Raw genomic sequence first — 16,723 nt, 5'->3', positions numbered from 1 at the left:
TAATAACTAACATAGCCGTATTTTACTACGGCTATGTTAGTTAGTTTGCGGTTATTTTAGTGCTTTAGTTACCACTGGGTAATGATCCCATACCTGCTTGTCGCTTAGTGAGCGCACTAGCTTAACGTATTCCGCATGTGTCCACGCCAATGGTGTGGCCGAGTTAGTACCCTCGCCTAACGTGTAACCCGCTTTATTAATGCCTACACCATCCCATACTTGTTCAGGTAGCATCATGCCTTGGTTAGCAAATTGCTCTAGGCCTTTTACATAACTATTTTTAATAGCCTGCTGTTTTGTTGCATCTAAACTATTATTGGCATTTGCGGCGGCAATTTCGTAATGACCTCGTTCACCGGTAAAAAATGGCCAAACTCGCCCACGTTGCCCTGGGCTGTTTTTACCACCTTCGGCATAGTTAGCGCCAGTTACTTCGTCTTCACCGTATCCGTCGTTACCATAGCGGCGGTAGCCTACAAATGTGCCGCTGCCGTCAGTAAACTCAAAGCTGTATTTAACTTGTAGGTTATCGGTTAGGGTTTCGTCATCATATTCTGGCAGTGTTTTTACTATGCTAGGCGATAGTGCATCGCGTACGCCATAGCGAACGAGTTCTAAAAAGCCGCCATCAAGTATTTGCTTTTTATTAAACCCTTCACGGCCATTATTAGCGTTAATTTTAGTATTTGAATTGGCGTCTTTATCTTGGCCAATGCGAATAAAATATTCACCATCAGAAGCGCTCGACTCTAAATTACCAGTCGTTGTAAACATTAATTTTTCAATATCATTGTTATAACGCTTAGCTGTATTTAGGTAACGTGTTGCATTGGCATCATCACCTGCTAGTTTAGCGATATCGGCTGCAGTAATTAAACCAGCAACAACCGCGGCGGTAGTAGATGGCGAATACCCTTCTTGCTCTTCCCAGCGTTCTTGCTGAGTGGCTGGCGGCGTTATTTGTGTGTCGTTCCATAGAATGTTTGCACGACCACCCTCAACTAAAAAGTCTGCCGCAGGTTTTAACATACGACTATACCAATCGCTCAGCTCTGCATCACTTAATACACCTGCCTGATGGAGTTTCCAAGCAAGCATGAGTGGCATTGCAGTTTGGTCAAGTTGTACGCCCACCCATTCTAGTTCACCATCAACATGTGTTTTTTGTAAAAACCACCCTGTATCGCCTTTATTGCCTGGGATTTTGCTGTTTACTTGAACTTTTTCAAGGTATTCGAAGGCGGTTTTAGCGGTCGCATTATCGCCCATGGCCATAAACGCCATGGCAACTTGATAAAAGTCGCGCACCCATACCGCTTTGTAACCAGTAGAGCCTGTTTTAGCCGATACGGTTTCGCCCCATGGGTTAGATAGTGAGGCAATAAGTGCGCCTGCATGAGTTTTATCTTCTTGCGCTTTAAGTACCATGGCACTGGTGTAAAGTAACTTGCCGTTATCTGCTGTTTGTTCGCTCATATTATTTAGCGGTGCAAGGCTTTGCAGGTAGTCTTGCCAACCAAGCGCTTCGCCTTTACCGTTGTAATTATCAAGCACCGCTTGGTAACCTTTGGCTAACGTAGCTTGCCCTTGTTTAAAGCTGATTTGTTCGCTATTACCAAAGCTTAGGGTTAAATCGAACTGGCTGTTTTCACCAATTTCACCCAGCTCTGCAAGTAGGCTAACATTACCCGATTGTTCACCGGTATTTTTATAAACTTGAGTGAGCTGCTGAGTTGTTTTCAGCTGATTTAAACCATCGCTCACACCTGTAAAACCAACACTTGTTTGTTTAAATGGCTGCGCACCTTGCAATGAAAGGTAGCTGTTGTCTTGCCATGCCAGCAATCCTTGTTCTGTTGTTTTAGCAAAATCATCAAGGCCGTTATTATCAACATACGGGTTAACGCTTACGTATGCCTTAACGCCTTCAAGCTGGGTATTAAAAATACTGCGTACAAATAAGCTTTGCCCATCAGGATCGGTAAATATGTGTTTTTCGAGGCTAAAGCGGCCTTGTTTATCTTTGCTTACAACTTTGTAAGCTAATGATAACGGGCGGCCTTTATCGTCTTTGTATAAGTAGTCAATGGTAACGTCTAAATCGTCAGCTTCTGTGACTGTAAAATCTTTTCCTACTACAACAAATTGCATGTCTTTAATTTGCGCTTGATGAATAAGCCCAAACATCGTTTCGGTGATCATACCTTTGGCAATTGAGAACCATACTTTTGACACCGTTCCTGTAGGGGCCTCATCACTGTAATGGCCATTTTGATATTGCTCAAATGATGTGCCAATACCGGTTTTGCCTGCATAGGCCCAAAATGGCTCTGCCCCAGGGGCACCTGGTGCCGATACCTGTATTACAGCGCTGTTTGATGGCTCTTGCTGCGCGCCACAAGCTGTTAAACCAAGCATTAATAAACTGGTGGTAATTGTATTTAATTTTTTCATTTTAAAGCCTTAATTAATTTCAGTTTACTCGTTACTTTATTGAGTGTGCTTAACACGCAATACCGCAACCGCTGCAAGTACAAACGACACAGCGCCCAGTATTAATGCGTAAATAGGTTGGTTTTCAAAAAAGTGGCGTAATATTAACCCCAGTACGCTAGCGGCTAATAATTGGGGGATCACAATGAAAAAGTTGAAAATACCCATGTAAACGCCCATTTTATGGCTCGGTACCGAGGTGCTTAACATTGCATAAGGCAGAGATAAGATAGACGCCCACGCAAAACCTACGCCTATCATTGGCCAAATAAGTAAGCTGGGATCTTTTATAAACATAAAGCTTGCTAGGCCTAGCGCACCTAAAATAAGGTTAAGTGCATGTGCTACTTTTAATCCCACGCGTTTAACGATGATCGGGATACATAAAGCAGCAATCGCGGCAAAGCCATTGTAAGCGGCGAATAATATACCCACCCAATCTGCACCGTTGTTGTACGCTAACGAGCTGGTATCTGTACTCCCGTAATGAAAGCTAGTAACCGCTGAGGTGCTATAAATCCACATAGCAAATAACGCAAACCAACTAAAAAATTGTACCCATGCCAATTGCTTCATCGCCTCAGGCATAGTGAATACATCATTCACTACATTATAAAAACCGCCGCTAGTGTGCTGTTTAGCTTTTAATGCCGCTGCAATAAATTGAATAACACCAAAACTAACTAACCCAGCAGCCAGCAAGTAAAGTTCTTTTTCCAGGTCCAGCCCTAATACTGTGGCTAAAACAAGCAAACCTAAGCCGCTAAAAATAACGCCGCCTTTGGTAAAATTAACGCTATTAGTAATATTGGTTTGTGCTGTTTGTGATTCTTGTTGATTAAATTGTGCAAGCTGCTCGGGTGAGTACTCTTTTGTGGTGACAATAGTCCAGCCAACTGCAATAAATAAAATAACCCCACCAAAGTAAAACGAATACTTTACAGAATCAGGAATTTGACCAATCGGTGCAGTATTAGCAATATCAAACCAGTTGGTCATCATCCAAGGGAGTGCTGATGCAACCACCGCTCCCACACCAATAAAAAAGCTTTGCATGGCATAGCCTGTGGCGCGCTGCTTGTTTGGCAAGTTGTCGCCTACTAATGCACGAAACGGTTCCATGGTAACGTTAATTGAGGCATCCATAATCCACAGCATACCCGCAGCAATCCAAAGCGTGGGAGAATTTGGCATAATAAAAAGCGATAACGTGGTTAATATAGCGCCGTATAAAAAGAAAGGACGACGGCGGCCTAATTTGCCCCAAGTTTTATCACTCCAATAACCAATAATTGGTTGCACAATTAAGCCCGTGAGCGGCGCTGCAACCCATAAAATAGGAATATCGTCGACATTAGCGCCAAGTGTTTGAAATATACGGCTTACGTTACCGTTTTGCAGTGCAAAGCCAAATTGAATGCCTAAAAAGCCAAAGCACATATTCCATATTTGCCAAAAGCTTAAGGTTGGTTTGTTGTTATAATTCATGATCAGCCTTATTTGTTAAAACGGCACTGCTGAGTGCATCAAGGGTCAGCGTAAAGGTTGTATTTTGTTTCTCATCGCTCACCAAAATACTGCTATGCGACTCTAGTAGGTCGTATAGCGTGGAGTTTGGTTTGAGCATAGTTGCTTGATTCGGCGTGAGCGTAATAGTGACTGTTTGTGATTGCTGGCTAAAGTTGCTCAGCACCCATAATGATTGCTGGCCTAAGGTGCGTACAAAACCCACCACTCTATTACTGCCTGTTACCATCAAGGGTGCCATATCACCGGCAACAACAGCAGGTAAGCCATTAAGTTCCATAATTGCGATATAGTATTGACGTAACTGTGCTTGCTCAGGAGTTAAATTTACGCCATCAAACTTGCCATTATTCATCCATGCTTGGTGCGCTGGTACGCCAATGTAATCAAAAATACTGGTGCGTGTAGGCGAACCAAAGCCTGCGTTTTCTGATCCATCTTCACCTACGTCTTGGCCAAAATAAAGCAAGGTTGGCGAACGACTAATTAAGTTAGAAACCACCATAGCCGGTTTACCCCATGCAGCGTCGCCAGCAAAGTCAGGACTTGCGATACGTTGTTCGTCATGGTTTTCTAAAAAGTGCAGCATGTGCTGTTCAATATCTGCCACTTCAGCTTGTGCTTTAAATACCGTGTTAGCGGGTTGCTTACCTTGCATAATCCCTTTTAGGGTGTCGTAAAAACCGACCTTGTCATACAAGTAGTCCATTTTACCTTGGTGAATATAGGTGCGGTACATCAATGGGTTATATACTTCGGCGAGTAAAAACGCATCGGGTTTATGTGTTTTTATTGATGAATTTAAAAAGCTCCAAAATTCAACGGGTACCATTTCAGCCATATCATAGCGAAAGCCATCAACCCCTTTATCTAACCAATAAAGGGCAATATTTCTAAATTTATACCAACTATTTGGCAGTTCTTTATCTTGCCAAAATTCATAATGTGCACGGTAATCTTGGTTTTCAAGCGATTTAGGTAAAGTTGGAAAGTCTAGGCTGCCATCGGGTTTAACACCGTAGTTAACTTTTACCGTTTCGTACCAGTCGTTTATATCAGGCTTTGGAGCACGTGCACCATTGCCAGTCCATTTTGCTGGGATTTCACTAAATTGACCATCGGCTAAAGGGTGTTTGTTGCCACCTAATACTTGGTAGCTGTCGCTTGTTGGTACTTTAAATGATTCACCCGGTACATAGTAAAAATTATTATTTTTAGCATACGCCTTGCTAGTATCATCGTCCTCACCAAAGTCTTTCACGCCGTTAGGCTTTGCGATTGAGTGATAATCTCGAGCCACATGATTAGGAACAATATCAATAATTACTTTCATGTCATGCTCATGAGTACGCTCAATTAGCGCGCTGAACTCTTCGAGTCTATTAGTAACATTAATTGCCAAATCAGGGTTTACATCGTAATAATCTTTTATTGCGTAAGGCGAACCTGCACGCCCTTTTACCACATCAGGATCGTCTTGTTTTATACCGTACTCAGTGTAATCACCCACCAAGGCATGATGCAAAACGCCGGTGTACCACACATGCGTGGTACCTAGCTCTTTAATGCCTTTTAATGCCTCGTCGTTAAAATCAGCAAACTTACCAACGCCATTTTGCTCTTTGGTTCCCCATGGCACATTAGCGGTTTGGGTGTTACCAAATAAACGAGCAAATACTTGATATACCACTGGCTTAACTGGGTCTGTTTGCTTAACTAACAAATCTGTTTTTGTCTCTTTGTCATCACTGCAACCGTGCACCAGCAATGCGCTGCATATAAGCAACGGCGTGTAAAATCTTTTTTTCATTGTGTGTGTCATTTTTATTTCAGTGTTGTTATAGGTTTATACTAAAGCTAAGTAAGGCTTGGTTACAGTTGCTGCATACGTATTCACAGCCATATTCAGTGACAATTAACCCGCAACCAAAACACCATGTCACGCTACTTAGTTTGTTTTTAACTTAGCTAAAAACTCTTTATGAGTAGGTAATTTATCTACCGTTGAATTTATTAGAGTTTTTAACGTTGCGAATAAATCAGTTAGTTGTTCATTGCTTAATGAATCAACAATACTGTTATAGTCATCAGGTATTAGGCCTTGACCTATAAATACTTGCTGCCAAGCTACTTCTGCAAATAACTCGTCGTTTTCGCGCACTACTTTGCCCGTTTGTTTAAATAAATCCATTTTATGCGCTAACGATTGAGGAGTTTCCATTTGCTTACATTGACGCCAAAATGGGGTGTCTTCTCGCTCAGTTAATTTATAGTGCAAAATAATGAAGTCACGAATATGCTCGATTTCACTGGTGCTTTGCTTATTAAATTCAGTTACTAACGCATCACTAACCCCATTATGAGGAAACAACTTGATTAAACGTGTGACCGCACTTTGTATTAAGTGAATACTAGTAGACTCTAAGGGCTCTAAAAATCCACTAGAGAGCCCTACTGCGACTACATTTTTATGCCACTGCTTTAAACGTCGACCTGTTTTAAATTTAATTAAACGCGGGCTTGTTGTTGGCTCACCCGGTAAGTTATTTAATAAAAGTGCGGTTGCTGACTCATCCGATAAATAGCGGCTGCAATACACTAAGCCATTACCTGTTCGGTTTTGTAGCGGAATTTGCCACTGCCAGCCTGCGTCATGTGCTATGGAGCGCGTATAGGGCTTTAATTCGTTGCTGCCTGTTGATTGCACTGCAACAGCCCTATCGCAAGGTAAATAATGCGACCAATCAACAAACCCCGTATTAAGGGTTTGTTCAATTAAAAGTGCGCGCTGGCCAGTGCAATCTATAAATAAATCCCCTTGGATTTGGCTATTATCGTCAAGTGTTAAGTTGGAGATATTACCTGTCTCAGGGCATTGATTAACGCGCTCTATTTTTGCATCAATGTGTTTAACGCCGCGTGATAATGCAAGATTTTTTAAATATTCAGCATACAAAGTGGCGTCAAAGTGAAACGCATAACTAAGCCCTGGTAATTGAGTATTAGGAATAGTATTTAGTAGCGTAAATTTGTGCTGTTTAGCGGCTTGATAGTTAAGAGAAAAATCCCATAAAGAGTCCTCGCTGCCATTAATGTGCCCTTTTACCCAAAAATTATAAAAGTTACAAAAGGGAAAATCTTTACCAAACGAGCCAAATGCATGCATGTAGCTATGCCCTGGTGTTTTCCAATTTTCGAACTCTATACCCAGTTTGATAGATGCATTAGTGGCATTTATAAAATCTTGCTCATTAATACCGAGCGCATTATTAAGCCCAATAATAGGAGGAATAGTGGCCTCTCCCACACCTATTGTACCAATGCTACTTGATTCAATAAGGGTAATATTAATTACTTTACCTAACACTTTATTAAGTAGTGCTGCGGTTATCCAACCAGCTGTTCCACCGCCGGCAATGACGACATGTTTTATTGGCTTCATATTATTGCTCACTTTTTTAAATCAGAATTTAAAAAGTTTGATAAAACTTAGGTAAAGTAGCTATAAAAAAACCCTTGTAAAACTAATTACAAGGGCTTCTTAATACAAAACTTATTATAGCTTGTAGCTTACACCGAGTAAGTAAGTACGGCCATAGTCTTGGTAATCACGCACTTGCAGCGCATTATCGCCTTGCAATGATGTAAACGCTTCTTCGGTAATGTTTTGAATTTGGAACGTCATTGATAAGTTCTCAAAACCAGCAATACCAGAATCAGCAAAGTCATAGCCTACTTGCGCATCCCAAATAGTCTCGCCAAGTATATCAACTTGTTGTGTTGCAAAACCTGAACCGTAGATATCACCTTTAAAGTCACTACGTTTACGCATGCTGGTACGTGCTTGGAAACCATTGCGTTCGAAGTACACAGTTAAGCTATCAATTTTATCTGACAAACCTGGTAGTTCGTAATCGTTTCCGTTTTGATCTTGCAAGTCTTGCTCAACGCTGGTGTGGCTCGCAATTAAACCAAAACCTTCTAATGACTCATGTAATACACTGAAAGGGAATGATAATGAAAGCTCATAGCCCCATAAATTACCATCGCCACCATTCACTTTACTTGAGCGGGTAGCTGTATTTCTATCCGCAGGAGGAACTTCGCCTGTTGCTGGGTCTTCTTTACCTGTTACATCAACATCATAACGCTCATCAAAAATCCATTGGTCAATGTCTTTATAAAATAACGCTGCTGAAAAGTAACCTTCTGCATCAAAGTAGTTTTCGTATGTTAAATCAAAGCCTGTTGCTTCTTTTGGTTCAAGCTCTGCATTACCACCAGAAATAGACCAGTAGTTACCATTTTCGTCAGGCTTTTCGCTGTTATAGCTTGTCTCAATCGATGCATGCATTTCATCAAGGCGAGCACGAGAAATTGTTTTAGCCGCGCCAAAACGAATTGTTTGCTCTTGGTCGATTGCAAAAGATAAGTTTAAGCTTGGTAATACATTTGAATAGTCGTGGCTAATATCAGTAGGTGATGCAACCACTAAGCCATTAATATTTGATGCTTCGAAGCCTTGTGATGACTGCTCAGTGCGTACATAACGTATACCTACATTACCTGTTACCGGTATGCCACCAATCTCAGCGTTAATGTCTGCTTGAATAAATGCAGCGGTAACTTCTTCTTGTACCGTCCACGAACGCGTTAAGTGTTTTTGATCCGTTAAGCTTTCTTGTAATAGATCGTAATAACCATCATTTACCAGGCCATTGGTGTCATAAGCAATCATGTCACCCATGCCAATAAAGTCTAAACTTGCTGAGCCTAAACGGTATTGCTCTGGCACTGATACCATACCTGGATTATCTAAAGAAAAATCTTTTAAAGTCATGAAGTAGCCTTCAGACTGTTTTACTTTCTCACGGTCGCGGTAAGATAAACCAAAGTTAATACGGCTAAAGTATTCGTTTTCAAGTACTTTACTGGCCGCTAACTTAAGCGTTGAAAGCTCATCGCTAATTTCTGGGGCATTAATAAAGCCATCTTGTGCGGTATTTTGATAAGCCGTATCATTTAAACCGTACTTATTATTAAGCGCAGCACTGCTTCCCCAAGATAAAGGACCGCCTAATTGAATTAAGTCGTAGTCGCTGTAATCAAGCTCATGAGTGAATTGTGCGCCAGTATTTCCACCATCAAATGCATACCCTATGTTATCGGCAACACCATTTGAATCGCCACGCCCAGTACCTGAGTAACTCTCAATACTCCAAATCGTACGGTCAACTTCTGAGTGGCTGGCATCAAATTCAACTGACCAATCATCGTTAATATCGTATTTAGCGTTAAAACCAAATTGTGATAGTTCTGCTTTCCGCTCTTCATAGTCATTTCGTACAACAACACGCTGACCTTGCGTTACTGCACTGGTAATAAAGCCAGACTGCTCATCTACAGTAACACTATTTGGGTCGATGCTACCTTGACCCCAGGCGAAAGGTACTTCAATTCCACGTAAGATTTTTTCGTCGTTGAAATCTACATATAATGCATCAAACGTCATGTTTAAACGGTCATTTGGTGCAGCTTCTACAACTAGCATCGCTGAATCACGTTCAAGTGTTGATGAACGTACGAAAGGTTTAGCGCCGCCTAAAATTGAATAGTTTTGTCCATCATTACCTGTGAACTCTGGATAACCCCAAGAATTCCAGCGTTTTTCTTGGTTTGGAGAACTCATTGTGTTGTAAGCAAATGCTACACCTATAGTGTCATCTGCAAACTGGTCTATGTATGAAACTGTGCCACGAAACCCTTTGTCATCGCCATCTGGGTTTAATTTATCAAAGCTAGTTTGCTCATACTGACCATTAAACATGATCACTTGTTCACCTTTATTTAAAGGCTTTACCGTTTGCATGTCGATAACACCGGCAATGCCTTCAGCTTCAATGCTAGCACTTGGCGTTTTATAAACAGTAACACCGCTCATTATTTCTGATGGGTAAAGGTCAAACTCAACACCACGGTTGTCACCAATAGATACCTGCTCACGGCCATTAAATGTTGTTGCGCTTTCGTTTTCGCTAAAACCACGAACACTTACACGACTAGCACGGCCATCAAGACGTTGCGCTGTTAAACCTGGTAAACGTGCGATTGACTCTGCAATAGATGAATCAGGAAGTTTACCAATGTCTTCAGCAGAAATTGACTCAACCACCTGTGTTGAAAAACGCTTAGTATTTATTGATTCAACAACACTACCGCGAAAACCTTTCACTTCGATGATTTCTACATCATCATTTTTTATTGTTTCTTCTTGTGCCGCAGTGGTGGCAAAGCTTGATAATCCGGCAGCAGTTAATGCTAGCGTTAGTATACTTGGTTTGAACATAGCCATAATGTTTTCCCGTTACCCATAATGTGATACCCGCTTACTTGCTTAAGTGATAGTTAAACATGCGAGCTTATTTTGTTGTCAGGATGAATATTAACGCTCGTATTATTTTATTAACAACTTATTGCATACGTATTCAAAATAGCACCGCACGCACAAATTTAACATTAAATTTACAAATCAACATGTAACCAACTGTTTTAAAATAGGTTATTTTGGTGCAAGAGTATTTTATGAGTTAAGTGATAACCACTATTTATTTTTTTATGAAATAAACCTTTCATAAAACGCTGATAAAGAGAAGCAAGAAAATTTTATTTTTTAATTAATTACTAAACACATTATCTACACAAATTAAATTGGTAAGACCAATAACTAAAAACACCAACTCAGTGCAGACCTTTGTTTTTGTGCACCTAAACAGCGCAAACAATAAATTAACAACTCCATATTAGAATTGGTAAAATATAATAAGAATAATCCACGACTCAAATCGATTGCCTGAACGATTAGTTCATCCTGTTTTAATACCTTAAAATCGGTGCATACGTATGCAGGATTTTTACAGTATGACAGGCTTCAAGTATGCTTTTTCAAATAAACGGGGATTATTACCTCTAAAAAAAGAACAACACAAAGACAGTGTGAAAACGGAGAAAAGCATGGCCCAAAAGCAATGGTATAAAGGTGCGGTTATTTATCAGGTTTATCCGCGTAGCTTTCAAGATAGCAACAACGATGGCATTGGTGATTTAAAAGGGATAATAAATCGTATTGATTACATTAAAAGCTTAGGGGTGGATGCTATTTGGATCTCACCTTTCTTTAAATCGCCGATGAAAGATTTTGGTTATGATATTAGCGACTATCGTGATATTGACCCGCTTTTTGGTAATTTAGCAGATTTTGATGAGTTAATTGCGCAAGCGCATCAACGCGATATTAAAATTATTATTGACCAAGTGCTAAGCCACACCTCAGATCAACATCAATGGTTTATTGATAGCCGTGAAGACTTAACCAACGATAAAGCTGATTGGTATGTATGGGCCGATGCTAAAGAAGACGGCACAGCACCTAATAATTGGTTGTCTATTTTTGGTGGCGGTGCATGGCAATGGGAGCCACGTCGTGGACAATATTACTTACATAACTTTTTTACTGAACAGCCTGATCTTAACTTTCATAACCCCGATGTTCGCCAAGCCGTACTAGATAATGTTGAGTTTTGGCTTAAAAAGGGCGTGGATGGCTTTAGGTTAGACGCAATTAACTTTTGTTACCATGACGCTTTGCTTCGTGATAACCCAGCAAAACCAAAAGAAAAGCGTCAAGGCCGTGGCTTTAGCGAAGATAATCCGTATGCATTTCAGTACCATTACTACAATAATACCCAGCCTGAAAACATAGAGTTTATGCGTGATATTCGTACTTTACTCAACAAGTACCCTGGTACCGTATCACTGGGTGAAATTTCATCTGAAGATTCATTAGCCACAATGGCAGAATACACCCAAGGCGGCGATAAACTGCATATGGGTTATAGCTTTGAGCTGTTAACGGATGATTACTCAAGCGAGTATATAAGAAATACCGTTACTACACTTGAGCAACGCATGACTGAAGGCTGGCCTTGCTGGGCATTTAGTAACCATGACGTAGAACGTGTTGCTAGCCGTTGGAGTGAAACGGGAGAGGTAAACCCATCGCAATGTAAAATGTTGACCGCCCTACTCGCTTCACTACGTGGCAGCGTGTGTATGTATCAAGGTGAAGAACTCGGACTCGGTGAAGCCAGTGTTGCTTTTGAAGATTTACAAGACCCATACGGCATAACTTTTTGGCCAAACTTTAAAGGTCGCGATGGATGTCGTACCCCAATGCCTTGGGAAAACCGTAATAACTCACAAAGCAATGCACACAATGCAGGATTTAGCGAGGTAAAACCGTGGTTACCTGTTGATCAACAACACAAGCTCCAAGCAGTTGCTGAACAAGAGAATGATGCAAACTCAATATTAAATGCGTACCGTGAGTTTATGGCCTGGCGTAAAAACCAGCCAGTATTACTTGAAGGTGATATTGAGTTTATACAAACCGCCGAGCCAATTTTGGCTTTTTACCGCACGTTAAACGAAGAAAAGATGTTGTGTGTATTCAATTTAAGCGGGGCAAAAGCAGAGCTTGCTATTGATATTGTTGTTGAAAAAGAGCATAGCGCGCTTTCTCATTACAACGCGCAGCTTAATAATAAAACACTGACCGTTGAGCCATTTGGTAGTTATTACGCCAACTGCAGTTAATATTTAAAATTATTACAAATAAAAAACCCGAGCATTGCTCGGGTTTTTTATAACAAATTTTTAGTGGTTAATTGTTTTACTATTTAAATAATCAGTAAAAGCAAATAGTACACCTGATACCACAAACGTAACGTGTATCAGTACTTTCCAGAGTAATTCATTATTAGAATGAGACGTAGAACTTATAAATACCTTAAGCAGCTCAACGGCTGAAATGGCCACTATTGCACTGATCAGCTTCATTTTTAAACCAGAAAACCCGACCTTACCCATCCATACAGGGCGGTCTTCATGATTTTCGATATTAAGCTTAGAGACAAAGTTTTCGTAACCGCTAAAAATAATAATCAACAGCAGACCTGCTAACAATGCAGTATCAACTAAAGTTAAAATACCAACCAACAGCTCTTGATTACTAGCAGTAAACGTCGCTATCCCCATCATATATAGTTGTTTAAAAAACTTTATAAGTAGTAAAACCACAGCAAATAATAAGCCGACAAAAAATGGGGCGAGTAACCAGCGTCCTTTAAATATCAACGACTCAAGACCGTGTTCAACTTTATGAACAGGGTGTATTTTTTTATTTGTATTATTTGTGTGTGGCTCTGACATAGGGGCACCTAAAAATTAAAACGCGACATTAGCTTAAATTAAACGCTAACACAATCACTTCAGCCTAAAAGTAGGTACGCAATATGCTTATCCTGACGATAAAAATTTTTCGTTTTCCTTTGTGTGAATTGTGATTAAAAATCAGTTTACCAACAGAGATGTTCTGCCTTGGTTACACTTGTTTTATGTAGGCATTATTTGAATGCATAATTCGATTGTTACTCCATTTTTAGGAATAAAAAAATGAATAAAGCATTACTCGCGTTAATCGTTGCACCGTTTTTCGCTTTATCAGCTGCAAATGCAGTTGCAAGCGATACTACAGACGCTTCAGCCGAAACGATTCAAGAGTTCACAGAAATGTGTATTAGCTGGGCTAAAGAAGACGACGTAAGCGATGAAGCAATTTATAACTATGTTTTAAAGTGTGTGAATGATGAACTAACATCTGAAGGCTATAACAAAGTCACTGCTGTTAAGATTTAATGAATAATTGAGCGGTTCAAACCTAAATTGGTTACATTTTAACTCTGTAAAATAAAAAATCAGGTTAAAAATGCCATTGTGATAGGTTTGATAATGCAAAAAAACCGGAACTGTCACAGGCTGTGCGTTCCGGTTTTTATTATTAAAGCGATGAATAATTAATTATTCATCATCTTTATTTGGTTTGGCTTTAGCTTTACTTTTAGCTGGCGCTTTTTTAGCTGCAGCTTTCTTTTTAGGCGCAGCTTTTTTCTTAGCCTCTTCTACCCATTTACCACCCTCGTAATGAGCCGTCCAACCAGTTGCTTTACCATCAACTTCAGTCATTACATATTGAACTTTGTTTTTACGACTGTAACGCACAACAGCAAGGTTGCCATCAGGATCTTTGGCTGGTGCATCAGCTAAGTAGTAAAACTTAGGCGAAATACGATCTCTAAAGCGTTGTAACTCTTCTACTTTAGGTGCACGTGTTTCTCGTGATTTAGGGAACGTATTTGCTGCTAAGAAAATACCAGCCGCGCCATCACGTAATACAAAGTAGGCTTCAGACTTTTCACATTCTAATTCAGGAATATGAACTGGATCTTCTTTTGGTGGCGCAGCTTCGCCATTTTTTAACAACTTGCGTGTGTTTTTACATTCATCGTTGTTACAACCAAAATACTTACCAAATCGACCTGATTTTAGCTCCATATCAGCGCCACATTTATCACACTCGATAATAGGGCCGTCGTAGCCTTTAATTTTAAAGGTACCCTCTTCAACAACATGCCCCTGACATGCTGGGTTATTACCACACACATGCAATTTACGGGTTTCGTCGATAAGGTATGAATCCATCGCTGTTTCACAAATTGGACAGCGCTTCATTTGCATTAATGTTTCTGTTTCAACGTCTTCAACATCAGATGCAACCGCTTCATCACCCGACACTAAATTCATAGTAGTAGTACAGCGCTCTTTAGGTGGCAGGTTATAACCTGTACAGCCTAAGAATACGCCCGTTGAAGCAGTACGAATGCCCATTTTTCTGCCACAGGTTGGACAGTCAATATCGGTTTCTACCATTTGATTAAGACGCATGCCGCCTTCATCTGGTTCGCCTTTAGCAATGTTTAACTGGGTTGAGAAATCAGAATAAAACTTATCGAGAACTTGCGTCCAAACACGCTCGCCTTCAGCGATATCATCTAAACGACCTTCCATTTTAGCGGTAAAATCGAAGTTCATTAAATCAGTAAAGTTTTCAACTAGGCGATCGGTAACAATTTCACCCATTTTTTCAGCGAAAAAGCGACGATTTTCTACTCGAACATAGCCACGATCTTGAATAGTCGAAATAATAGACGCGTAAGTAGAAGGACGGCCAATGCCACGCTTTTCAAGTTCTTTAACTAAGCTCGCTTCACTAAAACGTGCTGGCGGCTTGGTAAAATGCTGCTTAGGATCAAGCTCAACTAAGGTGAGAACTTCACCTTGCTTAACAGCAGGAAGTGATTGATCTTCTTCGTTCTTTTTACGCACTGCTGGCTGTACTTTTGTCCAACCATCAAAGCGAAGCACACGGCCTTTTGCCTTTAATGTGAAATCATTGGCGGCAACGGTTAATGTGGTTAAGTCGTATTCAGCAGGCACCATTTGACAAGCCACGAACTGACGCCAGATAAGCTCATAAAGCTTTTTAGCATCGGCATCAACACCTTCAACATGCCCTGAAAGTACCGATACGCTAGAAGGACGAATCGCTTCGTGCGCCTCTTGTGCATTGCCTTTTGAGCTATAGTTAATTGGATCAGCAGGTAAATATTTTGCGCCAAACTCATTGGTTACATACTCACGACACATCTCAACCGCATCTTTTGATAGATTAGTTGAATCGGTACGCATATAGGTAATGTAACCACCTTCATATAGGCGCTGCGCAAGCATCATGGTTTTTTTAACGCCATAACCGAGTCGAGTACTGGCGGCTTGTTGCATGGTTGAAGTAATAAATGGCGCACTTGGGCGACTCTTACTTGGTTTTTCTTCAACGCTTACAACTTTATATTCGGCATTCTCGAGGCTTTTAACTGCTGCTGTAGCTTGTGCTTCATTTACAGGCTTAAATGGCTTATCTGCTTGTTTAGTGACTTCTAAACGTAAGTCAGACTCGCTATTTTTAACATCTGCATGAATATCCCAAAATTCTTCAGGGATAAACGCTTTAATTTCACGTTCGCGTTCTACCAATAAACGCACTGCAACAGATTGAACTCGCCCTGCAGATAAACCTCGTGCAACTTTAGCCCACAATAAAGGCGAGACCATAAAACCAACAACGCGGTCTAGGAAACGACGAGTCTGCTGTGCAAAAACCATATCGGTGTTCAATTCACCCGGAGTTTCAAACGCTTGTTGTATTGCATTTTTAGTGATTTCGTTAAACACAACGCGCTTATACTTTTCAGGTTCGCCACCAATGATTTCTTGAAGATGCCAAGCAATTGCTTCCCCTTCTCTATCCAAATCCGTTGCGAGATAGATTTGATCAGCATTTTGGGCAAGCTTTTGTAATTCTTGAACAACCTTTTCTTTACCCGGCAATACTTCGTAATGTGGCTCCCACCCTTTTTCGGGATCGATGCCCATACGCGCGACTAAGTTAGAATAGTCACGTTGCTGTTTATACGCTGCTTTCTCATCAGGTGGCATTTTACGAACCTCAGCAGGTGTTTTGCTTGCTGGTACTTTGTTTTTGCCTGATCCTGATGTAGGTAAATCTCGTACGTGCCCAATACTGGACTTAACGATAAAATCATTACCTAAGTATTTATTAATTGTTTTAGCCTTAGCAGGTGACTCTACAATTACTAGCGATTTGCCCATAGTTGCCTATTTCTAACCTAGTTTTTTAAATGTGTTTAGCCGACTCATGCGGCGCGAATATTTATAGGTATATCTACAA

Annotated in this window: 9 protein-coding genes; 2 read left to right on the top strand and 7 right to left on the bottom strand. The window is 40.6% G+C overall.

Features of this window, described 5'->3' with window-relative positions; translation table 11 throughout:
• Nucleotides 1-51: 51 nt before the first annotated feature.
• From CWB77_RS01805 to CWB77_RS01785, 5 genes are all read right to left on the bottom strand, one after another.
• Nucleotides 52-2,454 (bottom strand): glycoside hydrolase family 15 protein, encoded by a 2,403-nt coding sequence (locus CWB77_RS01805; RefSeq protein ID WP_138621059.1) that lies wholly within the window; start codon nt 2,452-2,454, stop codon nt 52-54.
• A gap of 36 nt (nt 2,455-2,490) precedes the next feature.
• On the bottom strand, nt 2,491-3,981 hold the full coding sequence (locus tag CWB77_RS01800; protein ID WP_138621057.1) for an MFS transporter: 1,491 nt from the start codon (nt 3,979-3,981) through the stop codon (nt 2,491-2,493).
• Nucleotides 3,971-5,830: an alpha-amylase family protein gene (locus CWB77_RS01795; RefSeq protein ID WP_138621055.1), complete on the bottom strand. Its 1,860-nt coding sequence runs from the start codon at nt 5,828-5,830 to the stop codon at nt 3,971-3,973. Before CWB77_RS01795 ends, CWB77_RS01800 begins: the two co-directional genes overlap by 11 nt.
• A gap of 138 nt (nt 5,831-5,968) precedes the next feature.
• On the bottom strand, nt 5,969-7,462 hold the full coding sequence (locus CWB77_RS01790; RefSeq protein WP_138621053.1) for a tryptophan halogenase family protein: 1,494 nt from the start codon (nt 7,460-7,462) through the stop codon (nt 5,969-5,971).
• 114 nt (nt 7,463-7,576) lie between these two features.
• The gene (locus tag CWB77_RS01785) at nt 7,577-10,372 is read right to left on the bottom strand and encodes a TonB-dependent receptor (RefSeq protein WP_138621051.1); all 2,796 of its coding nucleotides are present in this window, start codon (nt 10,370-10,372) and stop codon (nt 7,577-7,579) included.
• A 659-nt stretch (nt 10,373-11,031) separates the two neighbouring features.
• Here CWB77_RS01785 and CWB77_RS01780 point away from each other — a divergent pair.
• The gene (locus tag CWB77_RS01780; RefSeq protein WP_138621049.1) at nt 11,032-12,672 is read left to right on the top strand and encodes an alpha-glucosidase family protein; all 1,641 of its coding nucleotides are present in this window, start codon (nt 11,032-11,034) and stop codon (nt 12,670-12,672) included.
• Between the two features lie 60 nt (nt 12,673-12,732).
• Here the strand turns inward: CWB77_RS01780 and CWB77_RS01775 are convergent, their stop codons facing one another.
• Nucleotides 12,733-13,287: a TIGR00645 family protein gene (locus tag CWB77_RS01775; protein ID WP_138621047.1), complete on the bottom strand. Its 555-nt coding sequence runs from the start codon at nt 13,285-13,287 to the stop codon at nt 12,733-12,735.
• Between the two features lie 243 nt (nt 13,288-13,530).
• On the opposite strand from CWB77_RS01775, the gene CWB77_RS01770 reads away from it, so the two are divergent.
• Nucleotides 13,531-13,773 (top strand): hypothetical protein, encoded by a 243-nt coding sequence (locus CWB77_RS01770; RefSeq protein ID WP_010389786.1) that lies wholly within the window; start codon nt 13,531-13,533, stop codon nt 13,771-13,773.
• A 162-nt stretch (nt 13,774-13,935) separates the two neighbouring features.
• Here the strand turns inward: CWB77_RS01770 and topA are convergent, their stop codons facing one another.
• Nucleotides 13,936-16,644 carry a type I DNA topoisomerase gene (gene topA, locus CWB77_RS01765; protein WP_138621045.1) on the bottom strand — a complete coding sequence of 903 codons (2,709 nt, stop codon included), beginning with the start codon at nt 16,642-16,644 and terminating at the stop codon, nt 13,936-13,938.
• Nucleotides 16,645-16,723 lie beyond the last annotated feature (79 nt).

Origin of the sequence: Pseudoalteromonas sp. S1610 (assembly GCF_005887465.1) — a bacterium.
GTDB classification, from domain to species: domain Bacteria; phylum Pseudomonadota; class Gammaproteobacteria; order Enterobacterales; family Alteromonadaceae; genus Pseudoalteromonas; species Pseudoalteromonas undina.
The sequence above is the reverse complement of the archived record's forward strand: the minus strand, read 5'-3'. Positions and strand labels throughout refer to the sequence as shown.